This window comes from Lentzea sp. NEAU-D7 (genome assembly GCF_026242055.1).
Classification (GTDB): Bacteria; Actinomycetota; Actinomycetes; order Mycobacteriales; family Pseudonocardiaceae; genus Lentzea.
Genome location: NZ_JAPJDL010000013.1, coordinates 182,408 through 198,152, shown reverse-complemented (window position 1 = coordinate 198,152; position 15,745 = coordinate 182,408). Strand labels below are relative to the sequence as shown.

11 protein-coding genes are annotated in these 15,745 nt (G+C 70.8%); 8 read left to right on the top strand and 3 right to left on the bottom strand.

Annotation, left to right across the window (positions count from 1 at the left end):
* The first annotated feature begins 19 nt into the window (after positions 1 to 19).
* Positions 20 to 2,845, top strand: a complete 2,826-nt coding sequence (locus ORI60_RS25790) for a glycoside hydrolase family 3 protein (RefSeq protein WP_266040486.1) — start codon at positions 20 to 22, stop codon at positions 2,843 to 2,845.
* A gap of 34 nt (positions 2,846 to 2,879) precedes the next feature.
* A complete protein-coding gene (locus tag ORI60_RS25785) occupies positions 2,880 to 3,857 on the top strand; it encodes an acetylxylan esterase (RefSeq protein WP_266040485.1) in 978 nt (325 codons plus the stop codon).
* Positions 3,858 to 3,869: 12 nt separating this feature from the next.
* Here ORI60_RS25785 and ORI60_RS25780 read toward each other — a convergent pair whose 3' ends face one another.
* Positions 3,870 to 4,559, bottom strand: a complete 690-nt coding sequence (locus tag ORI60_RS25780) for a glycoside hydrolase family 12 protein (RefSeq protein ID WP_266040484.1) — start codon at positions 4,557 to 4,559, stop codon at positions 3,870 to 3,872.
* A gap of 228 nt (positions 4,560 to 4,787) precedes the next feature.
* Complete coding sequence (locus ORI60_RS25775) at positions 4,788 to 5,834, bottom strand: LacI family DNA-binding transcriptional regulator (RefSeq protein WP_266040483.1); 1,047 nt, start codon at positions 5,832 to 5,834, stop codon at positions 4,788 to 4,790.
* A 212-nt stretch (positions 5,835 to 6,046) separates the two neighbouring features.
* Between ORI60_RS25775 and ORI60_RS25770 the strand changes: the two genes are divergently transcribed.
* Together ORI60_RS25770 and ORI60_RS25765 are read left to right on the top strand one after the other, a co-directional pair.
* Positions 6,047 to 7,048: a LacI family DNA-binding transcriptional regulator gene (locus ORI60_RS25770; protein WP_266040481.1), complete on the top strand. Its 1,002-nt coding sequence runs from the start codon at positions 6,047 to 6,049 to the stop codon at positions 7,046 to 7,048.
* 206 nt (positions 7,049 to 7,254) lie between these two features.
* Positions 7,255 to 8,151, top strand: coding sequence for a cellulose binding domain-containing protein (locus tag ORI60_RS25765; RefSeq protein ID WP_266040480.1), 897 nt, complete (start codon positions 7,255 to 7,257; stop codon positions 8,149 to 8,151).
* Positions 8,152 to 8,160: 9 nt separating this feature from the next.
* Here the strand turns inward: ORI60_RS25765 and ORI60_RS25760 are convergent, their stop codons facing one another.
* Positions 8,161 to 9,594: an RICIN domain-containing protein gene (locus ORI60_RS25760; RefSeq protein WP_266040478.1), complete on the bottom strand. Its 1,434-nt coding sequence runs from the start codon at positions 9,592 to 9,594 to the stop codon at positions 8,161 to 8,163.
* A gap of 221 nt (positions 9,595 to 9,815) precedes the next feature.
* Between ORI60_RS25760 and ORI60_RS25755 the strand changes: the two genes are divergently transcribed.
* From ORI60_RS25755 to ORI60_RS25740, 4 genes are all read left to right on the top strand, one after another.
* Positions 9,816 to 10,553, top strand: a complete 738-nt coding sequence (locus tag ORI60_RS25755; RefSeq protein ID WP_266040476.1) for a FadR/GntR family transcriptional regulator — start codon at positions 9,816 to 9,818, stop codon at positions 10,551 to 10,553.
* A 321-nt stretch (positions 10,554 to 10,874) separates the two neighbouring features.
* The gene (locus ORI60_RS25750; RefSeq protein ID WP_266040475.1) at positions 10,875 to 14,600 is read left to right on the top strand and encodes a glycoside hydrolase family 2 TIM barrel-domain containing protein; all 3,726 of its coding nucleotides are present in this window, start codon (positions 10,875 to 10,877) and stop codon (positions 14,598 to 14,600) included.
* 282 nt (positions 14,601 to 14,882) lie between these two features.
* A complete protein-coding gene (locus ORI60_RS25745) occupies positions 14,883 to 15,257 on the top strand; it encodes a hypothetical protein (RefSeq protein WP_266040474.1) in 375 nt (124 codons plus the stop codon).
* Positions 15,258 to 15,262: 5 nt separating this feature from the next.
* Positions 15,263 to 15,742 (top strand): roadblock/LC7 domain-containing protein, encoded by a 480-nt coding sequence (locus ORI60_RS25740; RefSeq protein ID WP_266040472.1) that lies wholly within the window; start codon positions 15,263 to 15,265, stop codon positions 15,740 to 15,742.
* The last annotated feature ends 3 nt before the right edge of the window (positions 15,743 to 15,745 follow it).

Genomic DNA, 15,745 nt, shown 5'->3' with positions numbered 1-15,745 from the left:
CGAACTGAGGGGTTGCCACGTGGTTTCCGAGTCCGTGCCCGCCGTCGATCGGCTGCCTTTTCGCGACCCCGCGCTGCAGACGCGCAAGCGCGTCGACGACCTCCTCGCGCGGCTCACGCTCGACGAGCGGATCGCGATGCTGCACCAGTACTCGCCGGCCGTGCCCCGCCTCGGCGTGGCCGCGTTCCGCACCGGCTCGGAGGCACTGCACGGCGTCGCGTGGCTGGGGCAGGCCACGGTCTTCCCCCAGGCGGTCGGGCTGGGGGCGACCTGGGACGAGGAGCTGGTGCGCCGCGTCGCCGAGGCCACCTCGGTCGAGCTGAGGGCGTTCCACTACCACCGCCCGGCCGCCGTCGGCACGGGCAGGAACAGCCTGCAGGCGTGGGCTCCGGTGCTGAACCTGCTGCGCGACCCGCGCTGGGGCCGCAACGAGGAGGGCTACTCCGAGGACCCGCTGCACACCGCGCGGATCGGCACGGCGTTCTGCCGCGGCCTCACGGGTGACCACCACCGGTACCTGCGCGCGGCCCCGGTGCTCAAGCACTTCCTGGCCTACAACAACGAGGACGACCGCTGCGTCACCTCCTCCGGCCTGCGCCCGCGCGTGCTGCAGGAGTACGACCTCGCGGCCTTCCGCCCCGTGGTCGCGTCGGGCGCCGCCACCGGTGCCATGGCGGGCTACAACCTCGTCAACGGCCGCCCGTGCCACGTCACTCCGCTCATCGAGACGGAACTGCGCCGCTGGGCGGAGCCGACGGGGCACGAGCTGTTCGTGGTCAGCGACGCGGAGGCGCCGTCCAACCTCGTGGACCCGGAGCACTACTTCGACGACCACGCCGAGTCCCACGCCGCCGCTCTGCAGGCGGGCATCGACAGCTTCACCGACCACGGCGAGGACAGCGGCGTCCCGATCGGCAGGCTCCGCGAGGCGCTGGAGCGCGGGCTGATCGGCGAGGAGGACGTGAACCGGGCCGTGCGCCGTCAGCTGGAGCTCCGCTTCCGCCTCGGCGAGTTCGACCCCGATCTCGACCCGTACGCCACCATCGGTCCCGAGGTCGTCGACTGCGCCGAGCACCGCGCCCTCGCGCTGCGGTCCGCGACCGAGTCGGTGGTGCTGCTGCGCAACGAAGGACTGCTTCCGCTCGACGCGAGCGAGGTGGCGCGGATCGCCGTGATCGGCCCGCTCGCCGACATGGTGTGCGAGGACTGGTACAGCGGCACACTTCCGTACCAGGTGACCGTCGCGGACGGACTCCGGTCCGTCCTGGGCGAAGGCGGCGAGGTGGTCGTCGCGGACGGCTCGGACCGGATCGCGCTGCGCTCGCGCACGAGCGGTGAGCTGCTGGGCAAGACCGCGTTCGACGTCACCGACTGGGGCGACGGGGTGCTGACGCTGCGATCGGTGGAGTCCGGGCGCTACCTCGGCCTCCAGGACACCTCGCTGGCCGCCGACCAGGAGCGGATCAAGAGCTGGGAGGTCCGCGAGACGTTCCGCCTCGTGCCCGTTGAGGACTCGGTGCTGCTGCAGAACGTCCTCACGGGCCGGTACGCCGTCGTCGACCCCGTCGACGGCCGGGTGAGCATCACCGCGGAGACCGCCGACGTCGCCGAACGCTGGGAGCGCGAGGTCCTGCGGGACGGCACGGCGGCGGCGCTGACCGCCGCGCTGTCGGCGGACGTCGCCGTCGTGGTCCTCGGCAACCACCCGCTGATCCACGGACGGGAGACCGAGGACCGCGCGGGAATCGCGCTCCCGGCCGCGCAGGACGCACTGCTGCGCGCGGTCGCGGAGGTCCGCCCGGACACGGCGCTGGTCGTGATGAGCAGCTACCCCTACGCCCTGGACTGGGCGGACGAGCACCTGCCCGCCGTGGTGTGGACGTCCCACGGCGGGCAGGAGACGGGCCGGGCGCTGGCCGCCGTCCTGCTCGGCGAGGCGGATCCCGCCGGGCGCCTGCCGCAGACCTGGTACCGGGGCGACGACGCGCTGCCGCACCCGCTCGACTACGACATCATCAAGGCGGGCTGGACCTACCAGTACCACCGGGCCGCGCCGCTGTACCCGTTCGGCCACGGCCTGTCCTACACCGGTTTCGCCCACCGCGACCTGATCCTGTCGTCGAACACCGCCACCCCGGACAGCGCCGTCGACCTCTCCGTCACGGTGACCAACACCGGCGGCAGGACCGGCAGCGAGGTCGTCCAGCTCTACGTCCGCGCGCTGCAGGCCCGTTACGAGGCGCCGCAGCTGCGGCTCGCCGACTTCCGCAAGGTCGCGCTGGCGCCCGGCGAGAGCAGGATCCTGTCCTTCCGGCTGCCCGTGGACCGGCTCGCCCACTGGGACGTCGTGACCGGTGCCTTCGCGGTGGATCCCGGCGCCTACGAGGTCCTCGTCGCCCGTTCCGCCGGGGACGTCGTGCTCACCGCCCCGCTCTCGGTGGTGGGACCGGCTCCCTCACCTCGCGCGGGCGTCAGCCGTCTGCGCGCCGCCGACTTCGACGACCACGACAACGCGACCCTCGTCGACGCCACGCGCGTGACCGGTGACGCGGTGACGCCTTCCGACGCGGACCGGCCGGCCACCCTGTGGTTCGGGCGGACCGACCTGTCCGGCACCGTCCGGGTCGAGGCGGAGATCGCCGCGGAGAACCCCTTGGCACGACTGGAGTTCAGGACGGACGAGGGTGTGCTGGCGGAGATCCCGGTACCGGCCACCGGCGGCCGTTACGAGTGGAGGACCGTCTCGGCGGAGCTGCCGTCACCGGTGACCGGGATCCACGACCTGCGGGTGGTCCTGCACGGCTCCTTCCGGCTCACGTCGTTCCGCTTCTGCGCCGCAGAATGAAGATCCGCACGCCGACCCGCCTGGAGGAGCCCCGATGCCGCTGACGGACGCCCCGCTCGACGAACTCGTCGTCTACCGCCCGGAGATGCAGGCGCCACCGGACTTCGACGCGTTCTGGGAGGGGACCCTCGCCGAGGCACGTGCGGCCGGTGGCGCGGTGGAGGCCACCGATGTCACCGACCGGCACCTGCTGCGCACCGTCGAGGTCGCCGACGTCCGCTTCCCCGGCTTCGGCGGCGACCCGGTGGCCGCCTGGCTGCTGCGCCCGCGCGGCAGCCACGGCCCGTTGCCCGTCGTCGTCACGTACATGGGCTACAGCTGCGGTCGTGGCCTGCCGACCGACCACCTGCTGTGGTCCTCCGCCGGGTACGCCCAGCTCGTGGTCGACAGTCGCGGCCAGGGCCACGACACCCCGGACAGCGCGGTGGGCGTGGGCACCCAGTGGGCCAAGGGCTTCATGACCAACGGCATCGACTCGCCGGACGACTACTACTACCGGCGCCTCATCACCGACTGCGTCCGCGCCGTGGACGCGGTCGGACACCTCCCCGGCGTGGACCCGGAACGGGTGGTCGTCACGGGAGGCAGCCAGGGCGGAGGACTGACGATCGCCGTCGCCGGGCTGGCACGCGACCGCGTCGTGGCCGCGCTGCCGGACGTGCCGTTCCTGTGCCACTTCCGGCGGGCGGCCGAGATGGCCGGCGAAGGCCCCTACGTCGAGATCGCGGAGTACCTGCGCTGGCACAGCAGGCATCGGGTCGACCCGGCCTTCTCCACGCTGTCCTACTTCGACGGTGTCCACTTCGCGCAACGCGCCACGGCGCCGGCGTTGTTCAGCGTCGGGCTGATGGACCCGGTCTGCCCGCCGTCCACTGTGTACGCCGCCTTCAACCACTACTCCGGCGAGGACCGGACCATGACGGTGTGGCCGTTCGCCGACCACGGCGGCGGGTACGGGTCCAACCCGGTCACGCAGCTGGAGTGGCTGCGCGACCGGGCTCTGACGCCGTGATCTCCCCGAGCGTCAGCCGAAGGAGACGGAGTAGCTGTTGGTGGTGAAGTTGAGACCGCCGCTGGACGACGTGATCTCGTAGCCGAACTGGACGGAGCCGACCGTGACGTCACCGAACCAGCCGCGGTTGCGGATCCAGTCCATCACGGCCTTGATGTTGACCGTGCCGGACCCGGTGTTGGACGTGCGGACGAACGAGAACACCTGGTTCGAGCCGTTCGAGCCCCGGTGGACGTCCCAGGTGTGGCCGCCCACCGACACCGTCGTCTCCCGCGCCCCGATCGGGCCGACGGGGCCGACCTTGTTCATCCACAGCATGATCTCGTAGGCGTGGTTGTCCGCCCAGATGTCGTAGGCGGTCGTGTAGGCGCCGGAGCCGGGGTAGGAGACGTTGAAGCTGCTCGACAGGTTCCCGAGAGAACTGAGCCTCCGGTTCACCTGCCGTTCCGAGTGCGGGTAGGACTTGATGCCCCCGGTGTTGGGGTGGTTCGCCCAGACGCCCCAGTTGCTGTAGGAGTTGGCCCAGACCGTCTGCGGCCCGTACCCGTTGCCCCAGATGTTGTTGCGCACGGTGTAGCCACCGTTCGACCACGTTCCCCACCTGTCGGAGGAGCTCCAGGTCGCGGCGGACGCGGTGCCGGCCCCGAGGGGGATCGCCAGGACAGCAGCCATCACGACGACAAGTGAACGCACGATTTTCATCTTCGATTGTCCTTCCGCACACCGTTGAACGGAATTCGCACCGCCCGAGAGCCGAAGCGGTTCGTTGAATTCAACCTAACATCGAAATCATCGAACACACCCGCGCGAAAAAATTCGACGAGCATTCGGGAACCGGGCCTGAAAGATCCCGGGGAATGCGCGGGGCGCGCCACGTCGCCTTCGACCAGACGCGGGGCGCTTTCGTGCGGTACGGCGGCAACTCACGCCTCACCCGGCGCGCAGGGGCGGTTCACCGCAGCGCGGCCGCCCCGCCCCGAGCCCGGGACCGGCCTGCCCCGTCCGGCTGAGCAGCGTCGGCGGCAGCAGGGTGAGCGCGGGAGGCTGCTGCCCGTTCAGCTTCGCCATCAGCAGCTCGACCGCGCGCCGTCCCAGCACGTCGGCGGGCAGCCGCACCGAGGTCAGCCGCAGCTGGTCGGCCAGCTCGTCCGGGCAGATCGCGACGACGGTGACGTCCTCGGGCACGCGGCGCCCCTCGGCCCGCAGGCATTCCACGACCCAGCCCAGCACCGCCTCGTTGTGCACGACCAGCGCGGTCATCCGCGCCAGTTCCCCGAGCAGCGTCCTGACCACGGCGCGCACGGCGTCGCGGTGCCGCTCGGCGGGCAGGGCGGTCGAGGCGACTCCGCGCCGCATGGCCGCGGCGCTGAACCCCGCGAGGGTGCGCCGCGCGAACCCGGTGTTGCGCTCGTAGACCGCTCCCGGCGCCCCGAGGAAGCCGATGCTGCGGTGCCCGAGCTCGGCGAGGTGGTCGACGCACCGCGCGCCCGCCGCCTCGAAGTCCAGGTCGACGCAGGTCAGACCGTTGGACACGGTGGGATGCCCGAGCAGGACGGCCGGGCGGCCGAGGTCGCGCAGCACCGGCACCCGTTCGTCGTCGAGCCCCACGTCCATCACGAGGAACCCGTCCGCCCTCGACGTACCGGCCACCCGCCGGAGCCCGGCGGCCCCCTCGTCCGCGGTCACCAGCAGCACGTCCATGTCGTGTTCGCGGGCCGTCGTGACGACCGAGGAGGCGAACCGCATCACCACCGGCAGGTGCACGCCCTCCCGCAGCGGCAGGACGAGGGCCAGCACGTTCGTCCTGCTGCCGGCCAGCGCCCGCGCCCCCGCGTGCGGCTGGTAGCCGAGCTGCCGAATGCTCTCCCCCACCCGCATTCGGGTTTGGGCCGAAACCGGCCGTTTGCCGGTCAGCACGTAGGAGACCGTGCTGGGCGCGACACCCGCGTGCTTCGCCACGTCCACAATGGTGACCACGTCGACACCTCCGGTCCCGAAGCGCCTGAGCAGAATGAAATCGAAGCGCTTCGAACGTGGTTTCAGAATGTGACACAGGCGAAACCCGCACGTCAAGCGCACTGCACCTGTTCGACGGGTTCGACGATTACCGCGCCGGCGTTCGACAGCCGTTCGACCACACTCCTCCCACGCACTACGATGCTCGCGACGAACCGGCGCGAAGGGCGGGCATGATCACGATCAAGGAGGTCGCCCACCACGCCGGCGTCTCGATCAGCACGGTCTCGTACGTGCTGAGCGGCAAGCGCAGCATCTCCGAGGAGACCAAGCGCCGCGTCGAGCAGAGCATCGCGGCCCTCGGCTACCACCCGAACGCCGGGGCGCGGGCGCTCGCCTCGAACCGGTCGCGCGTGGTCGGCCTGGTCGTGCCGCTGCACTCCGATCAGAACATGCCGATCATCATGCGGTTCGTGTCGTCGATCGTGGCCCGCGCCCGGGACCACGACTACGACGTGCTGCTGCTGACCAAGGAGGCGGGCCCCGGCGAGGCCCACCGCGTCATCGCGCGGTCCATGGCCGACGCGATCATCGTGATGGACGTCGAGAGCGCGGATCCGCGCGTGCCGGAACTGCGCGACGTCGACGCTCCGGTCGTCCTGCTCGGCATGCCCGACGACCACGAGGGCCTGAGCTGCCTCGACCTCGACTTCGCCACGGCGGGACGGCAGCTGGCGGGCCACCTCGCGGATCGCGGCCACCGCTCGATCGCGCTGATCGGCTCGCCTCCCGCGGTCTACGCGCGCGGCACGAGCTTCGCCGCGCGGTTGCTGGCCGGGTTCCAGGGCGAGACGGCCAAACGCGGTCTGCTCGCCTCGGTGCACTCCTGCGCGACCGGCTACGACGCGGTGTCCGAGTGCCTGGACGACGTGCTGCACCCGGACCGCGGCACCACCGGGCTGGTCGTGCACAACGAGGCCGCCCTCGGCCCGCTGCTGCTCGAACTGCGGCGCCGGTCGCTCGACGTCCCCGGCGACCTGTCGGTGATCACGCTGTGCCCCGACGACGTCGCGGAGACCCTGCCCGTCCCGCTCACCTCGATCGCCGTTCCCGCGGAGGAGCTGGGGGCGATCGCCGTCGAGATGGTGATGGCCCGCCTGGGCCGTGAGCTCGCGCCCGAGGTGCGCCTCCTCCAGCCGCTGCTCACCGACCGCGGCAGCACCGCAGCCCGCTGAGTTCCCGCCGCCGAGCCGGCAACGTTGTTCACCATTCTCACGCGGGCCGCGCATTCGACGGGAATTCGACTCGAAAGCGTCGAAGAACACTTCTCACCGATGCGAAAGATCTTCCGTGCTCCTCCGAAAGGTCGTAGCCTCCCGGGACCACATCGACCGTTCGGGCGTACTCCTCCCGGTGTTCGCCGCATCCCCGCAGAGGACCAATGACACGATCACGAGGCACGCGGCCCGCTCCGGCGACCCGGTGGCCGGTGATCGCCGCGGCGCTGCTGATCGGCGTCGCCGGCTGCGGCGGTGAGCCCGCACCCCCGGTGGCCACCACGACGCCGCCCGCGTTCCCCTCGATCATCGAACCGCCGCTCAAGACCGCGTACTCCGCGACCGTCCAGGACGTCGTGGACGTCCGGACCGTGCGGCTCTCCGACGGTGAGGAGGTGCGGGTCAAGGGGCTCGCCGCGCCCGACGCGTGCTGGGCCGACGCGTCGGCGACGTTCGCGAGGACGATGCTGCTCCAGAAGCCCGTCGCGCGGACACCGGACGGCGAACCGGTCGTGTCGCTGCGCCTCGCGGACGGCACCGACTACGCGCTGCTCGCCGTCGAGATGGGCATGACCCGCGGCGAGGCCCCCGACGACCGCGCGATGCGGGAGGCGGAGGAGTCCGCGTCCGCCAAGCGGCTCGGGCGGTGGGGTCCGCCCTGCGCCGGTCCCGGTTCCACCCCGCCACCGGCTCCACCGGTTCCCACCGCTCCGGCGCCCACCACGCCCGCCGCCCCGAAGCCGGTGACCGGCTGTTCGGTCGCCTACGTCGTCACCGACACCTGGCCGGGTGGCTTCCGCACCGACGTCACCCTCCGCAACACCGGTGGCGCGGAGATCAACGGCTGGACCCTGCGGTGGACGTTCGCCGGCGGCCAGACGGTCTCCGAGATGTGGAACGCGACCCAGCGGCAGACGGGCAGGGACGTCGCCGCGACCGCGGTGCCGTACAACGTGGTGATCCCGGCGGGAGGGTCACTGCTGATGGGGTTCACCGCGTCCGGGACCAGCACGACGCCCCGTGCCTTCACGCTCAACGGGCACGCCTGCTCGCTCGCCTGAGGTGTCCGCTCAGGCCGCCGCGACGATCCGCCACTGCTGGTTGACGCTGTTGCTGTCACTCCACTGGCCGAGGTTCGCGGCGGCCGACGCGCGCCCCATGCCGTCCAGGTACAGCCCGGTGGCGCGGTTCCTGATGCGCACGTCGTTGCCCCTGCTGGTGCCGGTCAGCACCGTCCACTGCTGACTGGTGGCCGTGCTGCCGGCGCGCTGGGCCACGTCCGAGCCGTTGGCCGTGCGGCCCATGCCGTCGAGGTACAGGCCGGTGGTCGCGTTCCTGATCCGGACGTGCGCGCCGGAGTTCTCGACGACCCACCGCTGGCCGGGGCTCGCACCACCCGAACCCTGTCCCGCCGGGGACTCGGTCGTCCTGCCGAGACCGTCGACGTACCAGCCGGTCGCGACGTTGCGGAGGCCGGTGATCTCGGCACCGGCCTCGCCCAGGCCCCAGGAGTAGCGCAGCCGCTGCAGGCCTGAGCGGTTCGTCAGCGTCAGAGCCGTGCCGGCGCTCCTGGTGGTCAGGCTGTACCAGTCGCCGTCGCGCAGGCCGGGCCAGTACACGCTGCCCATGCCGAGGCTGCGCAGCTTCGCGCTGACTCCCCGGACGTAGTCGGCCATGTACGACCCGCTCGGCACGCTGTAGTCGACCGCGTCGAAGTACACGCCGTTCTTGGTGCCCGGCCCCATCGCGCCGCCCCACTCGGTGGCGATGGTGCGGCTCGCGTAGGCGCCGATGTAGCTCGCGATGTGGTCCGCCCACTGGGTCTCGCTCTCGAACCCGGCGAAGAACGAGTAGTCGTGGACCGCGAGCAGCGTGCCGTTGAGCCTGCTGTCGCCACCGACCGCGGGGACGTTCTGGGCGAGGCCCGCGCCGTCGAGGACGACCCTGCCGCGCGGGACGGCCGAGTACCTGGCGAGCCAGGAGTTGTACATGTTGTTGAGGTCTGTCGTGCTGTAGCCGTGCGGCTCGTTGATGACCTCGAAGTACGCGTTGGGGTGGGCGCCGTACTTCGCGACGACGGTGTCCCACATCCGTTCGAAGGCGGCGTGGTTCTGCGGCCTGCCACCGGTGTGGGCCCAGTACGCGAAGAGCACGTTGCCCTTGCCGAGCGCGGTGTCGATCGCGCCGGTGTAGGTGCCCCAGTAGTTCGCGACGGTCGGCTCGTTGATCGGGATCCGCACCGTGTTGGCGCCGGTGAGCGAGTACAGCTGCCCGACCACGCGGTCCGCGACGGCGGCCGCCGAGGAGTAGGTGTCCGACGCGCTGAGCCCGGACGGGTACAGCACGCCGTTGACGAAGTTGTCCCTCTGGTCGGCCCAGTTCACGCCCCTGAACTGGCTCGTGGACGCCTGCGCGGCGGCGGGGACGGCGGTCGCCAGTCCGGCGGCGAGCAGGAGCGACATCAGCACCCGCAACGCGGTAAGCGCTTTCCAACGACGGCTCATCGGCTGCTCCACTACGTCGTGCCACCCGTCCGGTGGGACCATGGCAGCCTGGCCGAGGCACCGTCAAGGAAATGAGCATGCTCATTCTGCGCGCTGAACTGGAGGTAGATCTTGGCCCTGAACAGCATCGACCTCGCGATCGACGGGTTTGCCTGCTCGTTCGATCCCCGCGTGTATCCTCGTTCGACGCGGAAAAGTCTTACTCATGAAGGAGCCGTCCGGTGGACGTCGATGCCGCTCAAGCACCGCCCGCCTACCGGCCCGGCTACGAGGTCGTGGCGGAGAAGATCCTGGAGCTCATCGCCGAGCTGGAGCTGCGCCCCGGCGACCGCATGCCGACCGAGAACGAGCTGGCCGCCCGCATGGGAACCAGCAGGACCGTCGTGCGGGAGGCCGTGAAGATCCTCTCGGCGCTCGGCAGGGTGCGCGCCCACAAGGGCCGCGGGCTCTACGTGGCCGACGACGAGGGGATGCTCGGCGCGTCCCGGTGGGGCGGGTTCTTCCTGCCCACCGACCTCGACCACGTCTACATGCTCTTCGAGTTCCGCCGGGTGCAGGAGACCGCGGCCGCGAGGTACGCCGCGACCCGCGCCACCCCCGCCGAGCTGCACACCATCGAGGCCGCCGCCGAGATGTGCCGGCAGGGCCACCTCACCGGTCAGGCCGCGCTGTTCGACCAGGGCGACGACGACTTCCACGCGGCGATCGCGGCCGCCTCGCACAACCAGTTCCTCGTCGCGGCGGTGCGCGAGGCCCGCCGCCTGCAACGCCAGTCCAACATCATCGGGCTCCACGGCGAGGTGGGCAGCCACACCGCGGAGGCCGTCGAGGAGCACGCCGCCCTCTACCAGGCCATCCGGCGGGGCGACCCCGAGGCCGCCGCCGAAGCGGCCGCCGTGCACGTGGACCGGACGCTCGACGACTACCGGCGGGAGATCCAGCGCCGCGTGTTCGGCTGACCTGGACCCGTCTTCCGGATGTGTGCTACAACCTTCTCGCTGCTCGGTGTGATGTGTCGCACTGAAACGGCCGGCCACTCCACGTCCAGCCACTCGCCGGAACACCCGGTCGCCCTGCCGTGCCCGCACGGCAGAAGACCGTCCACCGTCCACTGAGGACCTCTCCGGATCGCCGCACCGCCGCCGGCTCCGGACATCGGCCGGCGTGAGCCGTGCCGTGAACTCGAACGACCCTTCTCCCAGGGTCGCGATGTTCGGCAGTCCACCCGCGGCGGCCCGTCAGATCGCTCGCTCGCCGCCCTGACCGGCTAGGAGAGCACCTTGTCCACCACCCCTGACGAGAGCCTGCCGCCGCACCGCCGCAGGATCCGCCGGCGCACGCTGCTCGGCGGAGGACTCGCGGCGTTCGCCGTGCCGAGCCTGGCCACACCGGTGGCGGCTGCCCCGCTCCCGGCCGCGGCGGCGTGGCCCGACCCTCCCAACGGTTTCCCCGAGTGGAACAACAACATCGGGATCTTCGCGGTCAACGCTCAACCGGCGCACGCCACGCTGATGCCGTACGCCGACCTGCAACAGGCGCTGGCGCTGGACCGGACGAACTCGCCGTTCCGGCTCGACATCAGCGGCAGATGGCGGTTCAAGTACGCCAACCGGCCCGCGGACCGCGACCTGAACTTCTGGCGCACCGACGTCGACGACAGCGGCTGGGCGACCATCCCGGTGCCGTCCAACTGGCAGCTGCACGGCTACGACTTCCCGATCTACCTCAACATCACCTACCCGTGGTGGGGAGCCAACGGCCAGAACGAGAACACGCAGCCGCCGTTCGCGCCGTCGCGGGTCAACCCGGTCGGCCAGTACCGCACCACGTTCACCCTCCCGCCCTCGTGGCAGGGGCGGCGGGTCCTGCTGCACTTCGAGGGCGTGAAGTCCGGTTTCTACCTGTGGGTCAACGGAACGAAGGCCGGATACCGGGAGGGGTCGTACACGCCGTCGGAGTTCGACGTCACCGACCACGTCCGCGCGGGCTCGAACCTGGTCGCCGTCGAGGTCTTCAAGTACCCGGACGGGGAGTGGCTGGAGGACCAGGACATGATCAGGTTGTCCGGGATCTTCCGGCCGGTCTTCCTCTACTCGCTGCCGGCCGTGCACCTGCGCGACTTCACGATCACCACGCCGCTGCGGGACAACTACACCAACGCCCACCTCGCGGTCGCGGTGGTCCTGCGCAACAGCGGCGGTCAGCAGGCGGGCACCTTCACGGTGGAAACGCAGCTGTACGACCACAACCGGCAACCGGTGTGGCCGGATCCGTTGCGCACGAGCGTGAACTCCCCCTCCCCCGGCCAGGAGACGACCGCGCGGGGCGCGAAGGCGGTGGCGGCGCCGAGGCTCTGGTCCGCCGAGCACCCGAACCTGTACACCGCCGTGCTCACCGTGCGCGATCCGGCGGGCGCGGTGGTCCAGACGGTGTCGGCCCGCGTCGGGTTCCGCGAGTTCGCCCTCAGGAACGGCCTCATGCGGATCAACGGCCAGCCGGTGTCGTTGCGCGGCACCAACCGGCACGAGATGCACGCGGACCGCGGTACCGCTCTGACCCGCGAGGACCTCGTCCGCGACATCACGCTGATGAAGCAGCTCAACATCAACTCGGTGCGCACGTCGCACTACCCCAACAACACCGCCTGGTACGATCTCGCGGACGAGTACGGCCTCTACGTCGTGGACGAGGCCAACCTCGAGACCCACGGGATCCGCGACACCTACCCGGCCTCCAGGGCCGACTGGACCGCGGCCGTCCTCGACCGGGCGGCCCAGATGGTGCACCGGGACAAGAACCACCCCTCGGTGATCATGTGGTCGCTCGGCAACGAGGCGGGCGGCGGCAGCAACTTCGTGGCCATGCGCGACTGGATCCGCGCGGCCGACCCCACCCGGATCATCCAGTACGAGGGCGACAACCGCCCCCAGGTCAGCGACATCCGGTCCGCCATGTACGAAAGCCCGGCGGGGGTGCAGAACCGGGCGAGGGACACGAACGACACCCGGCCGTACGTGATGATCGAGTACTCCCACAGCATGGGCAACTCCACCGGCAACTTCAAGGAGTACTGGGACGTCATCCGGGCCAACCCGGTGCTGCAGGGCGGCTGGATCTGGGACTTCGCCGACCAGGGCCTGACCTGGAGGACGCAGTCCGGCACCACGTACCTCGCCTACGGCGGGGACTGGGGCGACAACCCGAACGACGGTGCGTTCTGCGCCGACGGGATCGTCACGGCCGACCGGCGGATCACCGGCAAGGCCGTGGAGGTCAAGCAGGTCTACCAGGCGATCACCGTCGCGAACGCGGGCGCTGCCGGCACCGTCAGGATCACCAACGAGAACCTGTTCACCAACGTCAACGAGTTCACCGGCAGCTGGTCCCTGCTCGCCGACGGCGTCGTCGTCCAGAGCGGACAGCTCACGGCGGCGCAGCTCGACGTCCCGCCGTTGTCGAACAGGACTGTGCAGCTGCCCGTGCAGCGCCCGGCCGACCCCGCGCCGGGCGAGGAGCACTTCCTGCAGCTGTCCTTCCGGCTGCGGACCGCCAAGCCCTGGGCGGAGGCGGGTTTCGAGGTGGCCAAGCAGCAGCTGCCGATCGACCTCGGCAGCCCTCCGGTCGTGCCGACCCCCGTCACGTCGGTACCCGTGGTGACGGCGACCGAGACCGGCGACCGCATCACCGTCACCGGTCAGGACTTCAGCGTGACCATCGCGAAGGCGACCGGCCTGATCACCGCCTACGACGCGATGGGCATGCGGCTGCTGAACTCCGGGCCGCAGCCCAACTTCTGGCGGGCACCGACCGACAACGACGTGGGCAACGGCCATCCGACCCGCAACGGCACGTGGCGCAACGCCGGCGCCAACCGGACGGTGTCCCGGGTGACGCTCGACCGGCCGTCCGACCGCGCGGCGCGGATCACCGTCAGCGGCACCCTGCCCACCAGCACGGTGTCGACCTACTCGACGACGTACACGATCTACGGCAACGGCGAGATCAAGGTCGACAACACGCTGCACCCCGGATCGTCGAGCCTGCCGTACATCCCCGAGGTGGGCACGATGCTGTTCCTGCCCGGCGAGCTCTCCCGGCTCCGCTTCCACGGCAGGGGTCCGCACGAGAACCACTGGGACCGCAAGACCGGGTCCGACGTCGGCGTGCACTCCTCGACCGTCGCCGAGCAGTGGACCGGCTACATCCGGCCGCAGGAGAACGGCAACAAGACCGACGTCCGGTGGATCGCCCTCGTCAACGGCAGCGGTCGCGGCCTGCTCGCCTACGGCGAACCGCTGCTGGAGGTGAACGCGTCGTACTTCACGCCGGAGGACCTCTCGAGAGGCGTCCGGCACGACTACCAGCTGACCCGGCGCCAGGACGTGGTGCTGCGGCTGAACCTGCGCCAGACCGGCGTCGGCGGCAACGACAGCTGGGGCGCGCACCCGCTCGACACCTACAAGCTCTTCCCCAACCGGGACTACACCTACACCTACCGGTTGCGGCCACTGCCGAACCTCGCCGAGGCCCAGGCGCTGTCCCGCAAGCCCGTCGGCACCGCGGGCGGCGGCACCGGTCCCGTGCAGACCGGGGTGGACTACCGGCTCGTCGCCCAGCACAGCTCCAAGCTCGTCGACATCAACGGCGGATCCGCGTCCGCCGGTGCCACCGCCATCCAGTGGACGGCCACCGGCGGGCTGAACCAGGTGTTCGACTTCCTCGACTCCGGCGGCGGCCACTACCGCGTCCGGGCCCGGCACAGCGGCCTCGTGCTCCAGGTCGCGGGCTCCGGCACCGGTGCCGACATCACCCAGCAGCCCGACTCCAACTCGCCCGCCCAGCAGTGGCAGGTCGTGGACCACGGCCTCGGCGTGATCAGCCTGGTCAACCGGCAGAGCGGGCTCGCCATGGACGTGTGGCAGGCCTCGACCGCCGACGGCGCCCGCATCTCGCAGTGGACCACGGGAAGCGGACTCAACCAGCGGTTCGGACTGCAGCGGCTCTAGGCACCGCGAGCGGCGGTGGCCGGCGAGCAGGCCACCGCCACTCGCTGTTCACCTCACCGAAGGAGAACGTCCTCTGTAGAGATTCACGTTCGAAGTCCTCGCAGGACCCTTCGCGGTCCTGAACGGACTGTCCTCTGCGCACGTTGCTCCGAACGGACCTGTCCCCCGCCCCGCCGCCGCGACGTAGGGTGAGTCGATCACACGGTCTGCCAGCGGATTTCTGGGGAACACCGGCAGATCGTCGCCGCGCGTGACCGGTCGCGTACTAGGAGAAGCAGCCGCATGGACATCGAGACAGCGCTCAAAGAGGCAATGACGATCACCGGTGCCGTGGGAGCCGCGCTCGTGGACTACGACAGCGGCATGTCGCTGGGCTCGATCGGTGGTGGCGACTGGCTGAACCTGGAGGTGGCCGCCGCCGGCAACACCGAGGTCGTGCGGGCCAAGCAACGGGTGATCTCGGCGCTCAAGCTGAACGACGAGATCGAGGACATCCTCATCACCCTGCACCGCCAGTACCACCTGATCCGCCTGCTGACGACGGGCAAGCGGAGCGACTCGAAGCTGTTCCTCTACCTCGTGCTGGACCGGGAGCGCGCCAACCTCGCGCTGGCCAGGCACCACCTCAAGTCCATCGAAGCCGGCCTCACGGTGTGAACGAGATGTCGTTCGAGGTGACGCAGACTTCCGGCGCACTGCCCCTGCGCCGGCGCGGACCGCTGTCGGAGGCCCCGTCCGCGGCGGAGCGGCACGTGCCCGACAGCGTCGCCGCGAAGCTGATGACCGAGGCGCTGCAGGAGGTCCACGGCAGCTTCGACACCGTGGCGATCAACGGGGTGCTGGTCGCGACGCGGGACGGCCTGGTGCTGTGCGGGGTCACGCGCGGCATCGAGGACGACGGCGTCGCCGCGATGGCCTCGGCGGCCGCGGGGCTCGCGACCCAGTTCACCTCGCAGGCCGGTGTCGGCAGCCCTAGAGCGGTGTTCTTCGAGGGCGAGTCCGGCCAGGTCGGCGTGTTCGGGGTCGACGCCGACACGCTGCTGGTGGTGCTCGGCGAGCGCGACACCACGATGGGCATGTTCAACGTGGTGGCCAAACAGGCTCTGACCCTGTTGCAGCAGGCGGTCGCGGCTCGCCGGTGACCG